This is a genomic window from Micromonospora sp. FIMYZ51, from assembly GCF_038246755.1.
Classification (GTDB): Bacteria; Actinomycetota; Actinomycetes; order Mycobacteriales; family Micromonosporaceae; genus Micromonospora.
The window spans coordinates 536,931-549,669 of sequence record NZ_CP134706.1; the positions used below are offsets into that span (position 1 = coordinate 536,931).

Here is a 12,739-nt window from a genome sequence, read left to right on the forward strand (position 1 = left end):
TCCGTTGCGCAGGCGGGAGACGGCGGTGACCTCTGGCGTGGGGGCGTTGTGGTCGCACCGCAATTCGTTGCGCATCCTGGTCCGGCGCGATCTCGCGGTGAAGTACCAGCAGTCGGCGCTTGGCTACCTCTGGTCGCTTATCGAGCCGCTGGGCATGGCGGCCATCTACTGGTTCGTCTTCGGCGTGCTGTACTCCCGCGACACCAACCGCCACCTGGGCGACGCCGCCGGGTCGTACCCGCTCTTTCTGATCACCGGGATCTTCGCCTGGATGTGGACCAGTTCGGCGCTGAGCGAGGCGACAAACGCGTTGACCGGCCAGTCCCGGCTGATCACCACGATGAACGTGCCCCGGCAGGTGTTCCCGATCGGCCGGGTCGCCGGTCGCTTCGCCGAGTACGCCGCCGGCCTGCCGATCCTGGCCGCCATCGCGATCTTCTACGTGGCGCACGGTCGGATCGAGTTGGGCTGGTCGCTGCTGGCCCTGCCGCTCGCGGTGCTGGTGCAGGCCACCCTGCTGATCGGCGTGGCGCTGCTGCTGTCGGCGATCAACGTGCTGATGCGGGACGTGGAGCGGTTCATGCGGCTGGTGGTCCGGGTGCTCTTCTACGCCACGCCGATCATCTACCCGCTGAGCCTGGTCCGCAGCTCCGGGCTGCCCGGCTGGCTCAAGCTGGGCTACGAACTCAACCCGCTGGTCGGCATCTTCCAGCTGCATCACGCCGCGTGGTACCCGGATGAGTTTCCCGGTGCCCGGATGCTCGGCAGCACCATCGGCATCAGCCTGCTGATGCTGGTCACCGGCTGGTGGGCGTTCCGCCGGCTCGAACCCGCCGTGCTCAAGGAACTGTGATGGCCGACGCGATCATCGAGGCGGACGGCCTCGGCATCCGGTTCGTGCGCAACCGCCGCCGGCAGCTGCGGCTGCGCGAACTGGTCATCCACCGGGGCCGGCGGGGCAGCTCCGACGGGCAGTTCTGGCCGCTGCGCGAGGTGAGCTTCTCGATCGCGGCCGGCGAGACGGTCGGGGTGGTCGGCCGCAACGGCACCGGCAAGAGCACGCTGCTGCGCCTGATCGCCGGGGTGCTGATCCCCGACGAGGGCCGGATCCGGGTGCGTGGTGACGTGGCCCCGTTGCTGGAACTCTCGGCCGGTTTCTCCAGCGATCTGACCGGGCGGGAGAATCTGTACCTGGTCGGTGGTCTGCACGGGCTGTCGTCGGCGTACCTTAAGCGACACTTCGACGAGATCGTGTCGTTCGCCGGTGAGCAGGTCGAGCGGGCCATCGACACCTCGGTACGGCACTACTCGTCGGGCATGAAAGTTCGGCTCGGTTTTGCGATCATCTCCCATCTGCCACACCCGATCCTGCTGATGGACGAGGTGACGGCGGTTGGGGACGCGGAGTTCCGGGCGAAGTGCTACACGACCATCGACCGTCTGCTCGGGGAGGGGCGCACTCTGGTGCTGGTCTCACACAACGAAAACGATCTGACCCGGTTCTGTCGTCGAGGGCTCTACCTCGACGCGGGCCGGCTGAGCGTCGACGGCACGATCGCCGAGGCGCTTGCCGCGTACGACGACGCGGTCACCCCGTGACGCTCGCGATCGTGCTCGCCGCCGGTGCGCCGGCCGCGAGCCTACGAACGGGCAGCGGCGAATCGCTCGTCGACCGGCTGGTCGACCAGTGGCGTCGGGCGGGCGCGGCCGAGGTGCGGGTCGCCGCCGACCCGATCGAGCTGGCCGAGCTGGCCGGTTCGGCCGACGGGCCGGTGCTGGTCAGCGCCGCCGACCTGGTCGCGCACACCGCCGTACTGCGGCACCTGCTGACCAGCCCGGTCGGCGCGTCCGTGGCGCTGGTGCTCACCGACCCGCCGGCCGCCGGCCGCACGGCGGTCCGGGAGGAGCGCGGCCAGGTGGTCGAAGCCGGGCCGGCCGAGCGGCTGACGGGCGGGGCCACCGGCGTTTTCGGTGGCGCGGTCCGGGTCGGACCCGCCGACCTGCCGGCCCTGGTCGCCGCCGCCCACGCCGTCGCGGCCGGAGAGCTGTCGGCCGGCTCCGGCGGTGCCGGCGACCTGCCGGTCGGCTCGGGTGTGGACGAGGTCTTCGCCGGGCTCGCCGGGCAGGGGACTCTGGTCGCCGCCCACCGGGTACGCCTGCTGGTCGCGCACCGGGTCGACGATGCGCCCGGGCTGGCCGCGGCGGAGACGGCGATCGCCGCCGTCGACGAGGACCGGGCCGAACTGCGGCTCTCGGTGAAGGAGAAGGACGACTTCTTCACCACGTACTTCGTCAGCACCTGGTCGCCGTACGTCACCAAGGTCTCGGCCCGGCTCGGGCTGAGCCCGACCGGGGTGACCATGCTGTCGGTCGGGTTCGCGGTCGCCGCGGCGGCACTCTTCGCCACCGGCGGCCGACCGGCGCTGGTCAGCGGCGCGATCCTGCTCTACCTCGGGTTCGTACTCGACTGCGTGGACGGCCAGTTGGCCCGCTACACCCGCAACTTCAGCGCCTGGGGCGGCTGGTTGGACACCATGGCCGACCGGGCCAAGGAGTACCTGGTCTACGCCGGTCTCGGGTGGGGTGCCACGGCGGCCGGGGTCCGGTACGGCTGGGCGCTGGCGATCGCGGCGATCACGTTGCAGACCGTGCGACACATGACCGACGCCTGGTACGGCGCCCTGCACGACGAGGCGGCCCGGCGGCCGAAGCAGGTCGGCACCGGCGGCGGGGGCATCGGCGACCGGCTGAACGCCGCCTCCACCCGGGTACAGGCCGACACCGGCTCGGTGTCGTACTGGCTGAAGCGGACGGTGGTCTTCCCGATCGGGGAACGGTGGGCGCTCATCGCGTTGGCCGTGGCGCTGTTCGACCAGCGGGTCGCCCTGCTCGCGGTGCTGACCTGGGGAGTGCTGGCGTTCGCGTACACCGGTGCGCTGCGTACGCTGCGGGCCCGCTGGATGCGGGTGTCGGTGCTGGACACGGTCGACGCGACCCTGCACCGCGACGACGGCCCACTGGCCGCCCGTTTGCCGCTGCGTGCGGGCTCGCTGGACTGGCTGGTGCCGGCCGCGCTGCGGGCGGTGGAGTATCTCTTCGCCATCGCGGTCGGGGTGATCGGCGGCGCGCCGGCCTGGCTGATCTTCGGGTACCTCTTCGTGCTCACGCTGCACCACTACGACCTGGTCGCCAGGCTGGAGAAACGGCAGCCCGCTCCGCCGCTGCACGCTGCCACGCTCGGCTGGGAGGTGCGTTCGGCGGTGCTGGCATTGGCGGCGATTGCCGGAATTGTGAGTGTTGCTCTGGCTACACTCGGTGCCTATCTCCTGGTGCTCTTCGTGGCGAGCGTCGTGCTGGCCTGGTTCGTCCGACCGGCCCGTGTCGTGCGGGTGCCGACCGCGTCCACTCGCACCGGAGACCGCGCGACGGGCTGACGGGGGGCCGGGACCATGACGCTTATCAGCTTCGTCGTCCCGGCCTTCCGGGTACAGGGCTACCTGCGGGAATGCCTCGATTCGATCCTCGGCCAACCGGTCACCGACATCGAGGTGATCGGGGTCGACGACTGCTCGCCCGACGCTGGCGGCGACATCCTCGCCGAGTACGCGGCCCGCGACGACCGGGTACGGGCCGTGCGGCTGGACCACAACGTCGGGCTCGGGCCGGCCCGCAACGCCGGCCTCGACCAGGCCGTCGGCGAGTACGTCTGGTTCGTCGACGGTGACGACTGGCTGGCCCCGGACTGTCTCGCCGAGGTCGCCGCGCGGCTGCACCCGACCCGCCCGGACGTGCTGCTTGTCGACCACGTCCGGGCGCACTGGGACGACACGGTCACCCGCAGCGCGATGGACGAGGTCTTCCCGGTGCCACCGGGCCCGGTCACGTTCCGGCTGGTCGACCGGCCGGAGACGCTGGAACTGCTGCACACCGCGTGGAATCGGCTGATCCGCCGGCAGTTCCTGGTCGACACCGGGCTGCGCTTCGCTCCCGGCTGGTACGAGGACGTCTCGTTCAGCTATCCGTTGCTGCTGGCCGCCGACCGGATCGGCGTGCTCGACGTGGTCTGCGTGCACTACCGGCAGCGCCGCGCGGGAGCGATCACCCGGACCCGGGGCGAGCGGCACTTCGAGGTGTTCGAGCAGTGGCACCGGGTCTTCCAGGAGGTGGACCGGCTCGGCGCCGAGCAACTGCGCTCGGCGGTCTTCGCGCGGATGATGTGGCACTACCTGACCGTGCTCGGCAACGACGACCGGATCGCCCCCGAACTGCGGCCCACCTTCTTCGCTCGGGTGGCGATCGAACACGCCCGGTTCCGGCCACCCGGCGGGCACCGGATCCCGGCCGGCGTCGAGGGGCTCAAGCACCGGCTGGTGGCGGCCGGTCGATGGCGGACGTTCAGCGCCCTGCGTACCAGCAGCCAGGTGGGGCAGGCCGCCCGGCGGAGCGCGGTTCGGGTCCGGCGTCGGATGGTCCCGCCGGCCCGGCTCGCCGCGCGGGCGGCCCGGGACCTGACGCTGCGCGGCTACCAGCGGGCGGAGCGGCGCCGCCCGCTCGACGAGCACCTCGCCCTGTACGCGGCCTACTGGTACCGCGGCTACGCCTGTAACCCGGCGGCGATCTACGAGGCGGCCCGCCGGCTGGCGCCGCAGATCCGGGGCGTGTGGATCGTACGCCGCGACCGGGTGCACACCCTGCCCGAGGGCGTCGAGTACGTGGTGGCCGGCACGGTCGCGTACCACCGGATGCTGGCGCGGGCGCGCTGGCTGGTCAACAACGTCAATTTTCCGGATTCGGTGGACCACCGGCCGGGCTCGGTGCACGTGCAGACCCACCACGGCACGCCGGTCAAGGTGATGGGGCTGGACCAGCAGCGGTACCCGCTGGGCGCGACCGGGATGGACTTCGCCGGGCTGCTGCGCCGGGTGGACCGGTGGGATTTCAGCGTGACCGCGAACAGCTTCTCCACCCAGATGTGGGAACGCGCCTACCCGGCCGCGTACACCACCCTGGAGGTGGGATATCCGCGCAACGACCGGCTGGTCAACGCCACCGCCGAGGAGGTGTTGCGGCTGCGGGCCGAACTCGGTGCCGGTCTCGGCGAGCAAGTGGTGCTCTACGCCCCGACGCACCGCGAGCACCTGCCCGGGTACCGGCCGCCCTTCGACCCGACGCGGCTGCTCGACGCGCTCGGCCCGACCGGGTTGCTGCTGATGCGCAGCCACTACTTCCACGACCGGGACCGGCCGGGGCGCTCCTCGACCGACCGGGCCCGGATCGTGGACGTCAGCGATCATCCCCGGGTCGAGGATCTCTACCTCGCGGCCGATGTGCTGGTCACCGACTACTCGTCGGCGATGTTCGACTACGCCGTCCTGGACCGGCCGATCGTCCTCTACGCCCCGGACTGGGATGCGTACCGGCTGACCAGGGGCGTCTATCTCGACATCGTGGCGCAGGCACCCGGCCCGGTGGCGCGTACCTTCGCCGAATTGCTCGACGTGTTCCGCGACGGGGAGCCGTACTCGTCCGCCGCCGACCGGGCCCGGGCCCGCTTCCGGGCGCGGTTCTGCGCGCTTGAGGACGGGCACGCCGCCGAGCGGGTGGTCCGCCAGGTCTTTTTCGGCGAACCGCTTCCCCGGACGTCAATCGAGGGAACGTAATAGGTCTGTCACGAATTAAACATGGCACGTTTACCCGATGTGCCGGCGCGATGATCCTGGTCACAGTCATTCGGGGTTCAGCCGACGACGTGGGGGAGGAGACGGTGACCACCGTCGCGCTCAAGGATGTCACAAAGGTCTTCCGGGACGGCACGGTCGCGGTGGACAGCATCAACCTCGACGTCAACGATGGCGAGTTCATGGTGCTGCTCGGGCCCTCCGGCTGCGGCAAGTCGACCGTGCTGCGCATGGTCGCCGGGCTGGAGGATCCGACCACCGGCGCGGTGATGCTCAACGGGGAACTGGCCAACGACCTGCCGCCCAGGGAGCGGCGGATCGCCATGGTCTTCCAGGACTTCGCCCTCTATCCGCACATGAGCGTCGGGGACAACATCGCCTTTCCGTTGAAGCTGGCCGGCATCGAGCCGGCCCCGCGCGGGGAACGGGTCACCGACGTGGCCAGTGCCCTCGGCATCGGCGATGTGCTGGCCCGACGCCCCAGCCAACTCTCCGGCGGGCAGCGGCAGCGGGTGGCGATGGGGAGGGCGATCGTCCGCCGGCCCGGTCTGTTCCTGATGGACGAACCACTTTCCAACCTGGACAGTGGCCTGCGGGCCGAACTGCGTGCCGAGATCTCCGGCCTGACCCGGGAACTCGGTGTCACCACCATGTACGTCACCCACGACCAGGCCGAGGCGCTGACCATGGCCGACCGGGTCGCCATCATGCGCAAGGGCGTCCTCCAGGACGTGGGCACCCCCACCCAGGTCTACAACCGGCCGGCGACCCTCTACGTGGCCGCCTTCCTGGGCAGCCCTCGGATGAACCTGCTGGAGGCGTCGGTCTACGTCCACCTCGACCGGTACGTCACCCTCACCCTCGGCGAGCAGGCCCTCTACCTGCCCTGGGACGACATCCGCAGCCGTGCGGTGGCGCACTACCACGGCGAGCGGATCGTGGTCGGGATGCGGGCGGAGGCGCTCACCCCGGTCGCCCCGGACACCCCGGGTGACGTGCTTCAGGGCCGGATCCGCTACCTCGAGCACCACGGGCACGAGTCGCTTGCCTTCCTCGACATCGGGGCGACCGCCATCATGGTCGACGAGGCCGGTGCCCCGCCGGACGGCGACGCTCCGCTCGGCCAGCGCGGCCTGCGCCGCTTCAGTCAGGTGATGCAGCGCTTCGCCGGCCGGGCCAGCACCGCGCCGAGGCCGGTGGCGAACGACAACCGGACAAGCGTCCTGGCCGACCCGGGCCGGCACCACCGCCGCCCCGCCGAGTTGGCCGTCCGCCTCGCGCCCTACCCGGCCGTCTCCGCCGGCCATCCGCTCGCCATCAAGGTACGCATGGACGCCCTGCACTTCTTCGACGACCGCGGCGACCGCATCGACGTCGGCTGGCGCTGAGGTGTAAGGAAGGGCCCCTTATTAACGCCTGCGGTAGAGGAAGGGCCCCTTGTTAACACCCGGCCGACGCCGCCGCATACCGCGACGGCCCGGCCGCATACCGCGACGCCGGCCGCAATCGGCGACGCCGGCCGCATACCGCGACGCCAGGCGAATCCCCGACGCCGGGTGCAATCCGCGACGCCAGGCGAATCCCCGACGCCGGGAGCAATCCGCGACGCCGGGAGCAATCCGCGACGCCGGGAGCAATCCGCGACGCCGGGAGCAATCCGCGACGCCGGCCGCATACCGCGACGGCGGGCGCAATCCCTGACGGCGGGCGCAATCCGCGACGCCCGGGCGCATAGCGCGACGCGGTCGCGTGTCGGGACGCGGCTGGCGTCCGCAGGGGTCGGCTGAGCGCGTTGCTTGTCGGAGTGATTACTCGCGGGTAGCGTCGTTTGATATGACCATCGACTCGCGGCAGGTGGCGGCCGGCATGCTCGCGGCGGTGCCCTTCGCCCGTACGCTCGGAATCGAATTCGTCGAGGTGGCGCCCGAGGCGGAGGGCGGGGTCCGGGCCGTGGTCCGGCTGCCCGACTCGCCGGCCACCCACAACCATGTCGGCGGCCCACATGCCGGGGCGATGTTCACCCTCGGCGAGACCGCCTCCGGTGCGGTGGTGCTGGCCGCGTTCGGTGACCTGCTCGACCGGGCCACGCCGCTGGCGGTGCGGGCCGAGATCGCGTACCGCAAGCTCGCCCTGGGGCCGGTACTGGCGACGGCGCGGCTCGGTCGCCCGGCGGCCGAGGTGGTCGCGGAGTTGGCGGCCGGCGAGCGACCGGAGTTTCCGGTGGCCGTGGAGATCGTCACCGAGGCCGGCAAGCCGACCTCGGAGATGACCGTGGTCTGGACCCTGCGCCCGAACTGACGACCCGTCCGCTGCCTGGCCCGGGTCGGCGTCGCGCACCTCGGCGCTCGGGAGCCCACCGGCAACTGACCACCCGCCACCGGCAACTGACGCCCCGGCGGTAACTGACTACCCGCCACCGGCAACTGACCACCCGCCGCCGGTAACTGACGCCCCGTTGCCGGCATTCGACGTGCTCCTGGTTGCATGCGAGGAAGCGGGTTTGCCGACAGCCGCCGATGGTTAGATTGGGGGGATGCTCGGCCTGCCCACTCACGTGACCGCTTGTCTCTTCGATCTGGACGGTGTGCTGACGCAGACCGCCCGGGTGCACAACGCCGCGTGGACCGAGACGTTCGACGATTTCCTGCGCCGGCACGCCGCCCTCACCGGCGACGCCTTCCGGCCGTTCGATCCCGGTCCGGATTACCACCGCTACGTCGACGGGCGTCCCCGGCTCGACGGGGTGCGTAACTTTCTCGCCTCCCGGGACATCACGGTGCCCGAGGGTACGCCGGACGATCCGCCGGGCGCACAGACCGTGTACGGCATCGGCAACCAGAAGAACGCCCTGGTGCTGGAGCGGATCCGCAGCATCGGGGTGGACGTTTACCCCGGTTCGGTGACCTACCTGAAGGCGGTGGTCGCGGCGGGGCTGCGCCGGGCGGTGGTCACCGCCAGCGCCAACGGCCGCGAGGTGATCGCCGCCGCCGGGCTGGAGCCGTTGCTGGAAGCCCGGGTGGACGGGCTGACCGCCCGCGCCGAAGGGCTGCGCGGCAAGCCGCACCCGGACACCTTTCTCGCCGGGGCGAAGCTGCTCGGCGTGGAGCCGAAGCAGGCGGTGGTCTTCGAGGACGCGCTCGCCGGGGTGGCGGCCGGCCGGGCCGGCGGCTTCGGTTACGTGGTCGGGGTGGATCGCGCCGGTCAGGCCGACGAACTGCGCGCCCATGGCGCGGACGTGGTGGTCACCGACCTGGCGGAGCTGCTCGAAGCTGGACGGCCCGAATGATCCGGGAGCGGGCGTACCCGGTCGAGCCGTGGCACGTCCGAGAGACCCGGCTCGACATGGACGTACTCGCCCAGTCCGAGTCGGTCTTCGCGCTCTCCAACGGGCACATCGGGCTGCGCGGCAACCTGGACGAGGGCGAACCGCACGGCCTGCCGGGCACCTACCTCAACTCCTTCTACGAGCTGCGTCCGCTGCCGTACGCGGAGGCCGGCTTCGGCTTCCCCGAGTCCGGCCAGACCATCGTCAACGTGACAAACGGCAAGCTGATCCGGCTGCTGGTCGACGACGAACCGCTGGACGTGCGCTACGGCGAGGTGCTCGCCCACGAGCGGGTGCTCGACCTGCGCGCCGGGACCCTGCACCGGACCCTGCACTGGCGCTCGCCGGCCGGCCGCGAGGTCCGGATCAAGACCACCCGGCTGGTCTCCTTCCGGCAGCGCTCGGTCGCCGCGATCCGCTACGAGGTGGAGGTCGCGGACGACAAGCCACTGCGGCTGATCATCCAGTCGGAGCTGGTCGCCAACGAGACACTGCCGCCGCAGAGCCGGGATCCCCGCGTCGCCGCCGTGCTGGAGTCACCGCTTCAGGCCGAGGAGGAGCTGACCACACCGGACGGCGGGTTGCTGATCCATCGGACCAAGGTCTCCGGGCTGCGGGTGGCCGCCGCGATGGAGCACGAGGTGGGCTCCCCGGCGGGTACCAGCATCGAGTCCGAAGGGTACGAGGACTGGGTGCGGACCACCATCGGGTGCGTACTTCAACCGGGTCAGCAGCTCTGCGTGGTGAAGTACCTGACCTACGGCTGGTCCAGCCGGCGCTCCCTGCCGGCGCTGCGCGACCAGGTCGGTGCCGCGCTGGCCGCCGCCCGGCTGGACGGCTGGGACGGGTTGGTACGCGAGCAGCGGGAGTACCTCGACGAGTTCTGGGACGCCGCGGACGTGGAGGTGGAGGGCGATCCCGAGGTGCAGCAGGCGGTCCGGTTCGGGCTGTTCCACGTGCTCCAGTCCGGTGCCCGCGCGGAGCGTCGGCCGATCTCCGCCAAGGGACTCACCGGTCCCGGGTACGACGGGCACGCCTTCTGGGACACCGAGATGTTCGTGCTTCCGGTGCTCACGTACACCCATCCCACCGCGGTGCGGGACTCGCTCTACTGGCGATACTCGACCCTGGAGAAAGCCCACGAGCGGGCCCGGACGCTCAACCTGGGCGGCGCCGCCTTCCCGTGGCGCACGATCGAGGGGCCGGAGTCGTCGGGCTACTGGCCGGCGGGCACCGCCGCCTTCCACATCGCGGCCGGCATCGCCGACGCGCTGCGGCGGTACGTGCTGGTCACCGGGGACCGCCAACTGGAACGCGAGATCGGGCTGACCCTGCTTGTGGAGACCGCCCGGTTGTGGCGCTCCCTCGGGCACCACGACCGCGACGGCGCGTTCCACATCGACGGGGTCACCGGCCCGGACGAATACACCGCCGTCAAGAACGACAACATCTACACGAACCTGATGGCGCAGCGGAACCTGCTGGCCGCCGCGGATGCGGCGTCGCGCTACCGGGACGAGGCGTTCCACCTCGGCGTGACCGACGAGGAGACCGCCGCATGGCGGGACGCCGCCGCGAGCATGCACATCCCGTACGACGCGGAACTTGACGTGCACCAGCAGGTGGAGGGCTTCACCCGGCTGGAGGAGTGGGACTTCGCCAACACCCCGGCGGACAAGTACCCGCTGCTGCTGCACTACCCGTACTTCGACCTGTACCGCAAACAGGTGATCAAGCAGGCTGACCTGGTGCTGGCCATGCACTGGCGGGGCGATGCGTTCACCGCCGAGGAGAAGCTGCGCAACTTCCTCTACTACGAGCGGCGCACGGTGCGCGACTCGTCGTTGTCGGCCTGCACCCAGGCGGTGTTGGCTGCGGAGGTCGGCTATCCGGAGCTGGCGCACAGCTACCTGCGCGAGGCGGCGCTGATGGACCTGCACGACCTGAACGAGAACACTCGCGACGGGGTGCACATGGCGGCCCTCGCCGGGGCATGGATCGCGTTGGTCGCCGGGTTCGGCGGACTACGGGACCACGACGGCGTACCGTCCTTCCAGCCGCACCTGTCGAGCCGGCTGAACCGTCTGGCCTTCTCGCTCCAGTGGTGCGGCATCCGGCTGCGGGTCGACGTGCGACCGCACCAGACGACGTACGCGCTGCACCACGCCGATCCGGACGCGGTGCTTGAGTTACGCCACTACGGCAAGCCGGTGCGGGTCACCTGCGCTGAGCCGGTGACCGTGCCGAACCCGCCGCCACCGGCGGATCTGCCGCCGGTCGAGCAGCCGGCCGGGCGGGCACCCCTGCTCCGCCTGCCGGAGAAGCCGGCCTGACGGTAGGCGCTCGCGGCCGACCGCTCCCGGCGCTGCGGTGCCAGCGTCCGGGCTGGTGCCGGCGCTGCGGTGCCAGCGTCCGGGCCGGTGCCAGCGTCCGGGCTGGTGCCGGCGCCGACACGGTGGTCAGATCGGCTCGCCCTGCGACGGCCGACCGGTGGCGTCGTGCGGTGTCCGGGCCCGTGGGTCGCCGGCCGACCGGGCCTGGGCCGCCTCGTCCGCCCAGTCCTGGCCACGCTCGGTGTCCTGCTTGCGCCGTTCGCGCTCGGCAGCCTCCGGACGGGGCTCACGGTCATGATGCGGCATGACGGTCCTCGCGATCTGGTCGGCGGCGCCGATGACGCCGATCCGGCTGCGGTCGACCGGTCGGCTACCCGGCCGACCCATCCGCAAACGCCCGCGCACCTCCTAGGGCCTGTGTCGAAGTCGGTCACAGCCACTCGTTGATCGCGGCGATGTGAACGGTAGCTTCGTAGCGGACGGCGAGTTTGTCGAAACGAGTCGCTACGGCTCGATAGCGTTTGAGCTGGTTGATGCCGCATTCCACGGCGTGACGCTGCTTGTACCGCTCGGGATCGAAGGCCGGTGGCCGGCCGCCCTTGGACCCCTTCTTGCGCCGGTTGGCGTCTTGGTCGGCCTTTGACGGGATCGTCGCGGCGATGCCGCGTCGGCGCAGGTAGCGGCGGTTAGCTCGGGACGTGTACGCCTTGTCGGCCAAGACTCGGTCCGGGCGGGTTCGGGGCCGGCCGCCGCCGAGGCGGGGCACCCTGATCCCGTCGAGCACCGCCACAAACTGCGGGCTGTCCCCACGCTGCCCAGCGGTCAACACGATCGACAACGGCTTGCGCCCTTGCTCGCAGGCCAGATGCAGTTTCGTGGTCAGCCCACCCCGCGACCGCCCAAGCGCGTGATCGGTCGGCTCGACCATGACCCCGCCCGGCGGCTCGGCCTGCAGATCCCCTTTACGCGCCCCGGCGGCGTGCTGATGAGCCCGGGCAACCGTCGAGTCCACCGACACGTCCCAGACGACGCGTCCGGACGCATCAGCCACCGCCTGCAACACCGTCAGGATCCTCGCCCAGGTCCCATCACGCTGCCAACGCCGAAACAGCCCGTACACCGCAGCCCAGGACCCATAACACTGCGGCACGTCCCGCCACGGGGCACCGACCCGAATCCGCCACCGAATCCCATCAATGAGCTGCCGTTTCGTCCATACCGACGGCCGACCTGGCCTACGCCCCACAGGCAGCAGCGGCTCCAGCGCCACCCACTGTGCGTCGGTCAAGTCGTGCCGCCTCGCCACCGCTAGGGTATCCACGAGGTCTCCGGTGTTCGGGTTCTGCTTGGTCGCTGAACCAGATACCGGAGACCTCGCTACATCTCGAACACCGACACACGAA

10 protein-coding genes are annotated in these 12,739 nt (G+C 71.0%); 8 read left to right on the plus strand and 2 right to left on the minus strand.

The genetic code is table 11. The features are described 5' to 3' along the window. Positions 1-25: 25 nt before the first annotated feature. The 8 genes from QQG74_RS02645 to QQG74_RS02680 all read left to right on the plus strand — a co-directional run bounded on the left by QQG74_RS02645 (position 26) and on the right by QQG74_RS02680 (position 11,336). The gene (locus QQG74_RS02645) at positions 26-853 is read left to right on the plus strand and encodes an ABC transporter permease (RefSeq protein ID WP_341718693.1); all 828 of its coding nucleotides are present in this window, start codon (positions 26-28) and stop codon (positions 851-853) included. Next, the gene (locus QQG74_RS02650; protein WP_341718694.1) at positions 853-1,599 is read left to right on the plus strand and encodes an ABC transporter ATP-binding protein; all 747 of its coding nucleotides are present in this window, start codon (positions 853-855) and stop codon (positions 1,597-1,599) included. Before QQG74_RS02645 ends, QQG74_RS02650 begins: the two co-directional genes overlap by 1 nt. Before the next feature lie 11 nt (positions 1,600-1,610). Beyond that, positions 1,611-3,434, plus strand: a complete 1,824-nt coding sequence (locus QQG74_RS02655) for a DUF5941 domain-containing protein (RefSeq protein ID WP_341721113.1) — start codon at positions 1,611-1,613, stop codon at positions 3,432-3,434. A gap of 15 nt (positions 3,435-3,449) precedes the next feature. Beyond that, positions 3,450-5,660, plus strand: a complete 2,211-nt coding sequence (locus QQG74_RS02660) for a bifunctional glycosyltransferase family 2 protein/CDP-glycerol:glycerophosphate glycerophosphotransferase (RefSeq protein WP_341718695.1) — start codon at positions 3,450-3,452, stop codon at positions 5,658-5,660. Between the two features lie 104 nt (positions 5,661-5,764). Beyond that, positions 5,765-7,066, plus strand: coding sequence for an ABC transporter ATP-binding protein (locus tag QQG74_RS02665; protein ID WP_341718696.1), 1,302 nt, complete (start codon positions 5,765-5,767; stop codon positions 7,064-7,066). 445 nt (positions 7,067-7,511) lie between these two features. Further along, positions 7,512-7,976, plus strand: coding sequence for a DUF4442 domain-containing protein (locus QQG74_RS02670; RefSeq protein ID WP_341718697.1), 465 nt, complete (start codon positions 7,512-7,514; stop codon positions 7,974-7,976). Between the two features lie 235 nt (positions 7,977-8,211). Then, positions 8,212-8,964 carry a beta-phosphoglucomutase family hydrolase gene (locus QQG74_RS02675; RefSeq protein WP_341718698.1) on the plus strand — a complete coding sequence of 251 codons (753 nt, stop codon included), beginning with the start codon at positions 8,212-8,214 and terminating at the stop codon, positions 8,962-8,964. Beyond that, positions 8,961-11,336 carry a glycosyl hydrolase family 65 protein gene (locus tag QQG74_RS02680; RefSeq protein ID WP_341718699.1) on the plus strand — a complete coding sequence of 792 codons (2,376 nt, stop codon included), beginning with the start codon at positions 8,961-8,963 and terminating at the stop codon, positions 11,334-11,336. The genes QQG74_RS02675 and QQG74_RS02680 overlap by 4 nt, the downstream gene beginning before the upstream one ends. Before the next feature lie 126 nt (positions 11,337-11,462). Here QQG74_RS02680 and QQG74_RS02685 read toward each other — a convergent pair whose 3' ends face one another. Together QQG74_RS02685 and QQG74_RS02690 are read right to left on the minus strand one after the other, a co-directional pair. Next, positions 11,463-11,642, minus strand: coding sequence for a hypothetical protein (locus QQG74_RS02685; RefSeq protein ID WP_341718700.1), 180 nt, complete (start codon positions 11,640-11,642; stop codon positions 11,463-11,465). Between the two features lie 124 nt (positions 11,643-11,766). Then, positions 11,767-12,657, minus strand: a complete 891-nt coding sequence (locus QQG74_RS02690; RefSeq protein WP_341718701.1) for an IS5 family transposase — start codon at positions 12,655-12,657, stop codon at positions 11,767-11,769. Positions 12,658-12,739 lie beyond the last annotated feature (82 nt).